The organism is Pseudomonas sp. EL_65y_Pfl2_R96, assembly GCF_963970905.1.
GTDB lineage: Bacteria > Pseudomonadota > Gammaproteobacteria > Pseudomonadales > Pseudomonadaceae > Aquipseudomonas.
This window is the reverse complement of the sequence record NZ_CAXAQH010000433.1, coordinates 1-322: the sequence shown is the minus strand read 5'-3', so window position 1 is coordinate 322 and position 322 is coordinate 1. Positions and strand designations below refer to the sequence as shown.

Below are 322 nucleotides of genomic sequence, written 5' to 3'. Positions count from 1 at the left end.
TTCGATGCGGGGGAGATCGGCCGGCAGCGGTTTGCGTTTGCCACGCCGCTGGGTCGGCGCAACAGCCTCTTCTTCTGCCGCTTCATCAATGGGCTCGACGACGCTTTCCGCCTCATTGAACAGGGCCAACTGCGGCGTTGCCGGATCAACCGTTTGCTCGGACTTGCGTCCGAACAGGCGCTGACGCAACAGCGCATTTTCTTCTTCGAGGAAACCGACTCTGGACTGCATCTTCGCAAGCATCTGCTTGAGCAATTCAGGATCATCGGGGAGGTTTTCGGGCATGGAAATCATGCCCTGGATTATACCGAATCAGGCCACG

At 58.1% G+C, this 322-nt stretch carries 1 protein-coding gene; it reads right to left on the bottom strand.

All coding sequences use genetic code 11. The annotated features are described in order from the left end of the window. Positions 1–294 (bottom strand): transposase (locus tag AACY49_RS31435; RefSeq protein WP_339528267.1); only part of this gene is annotated, 294 nt, incomplete at its 3' end. Positions 295–322 lie beyond the last annotated feature (28 nt).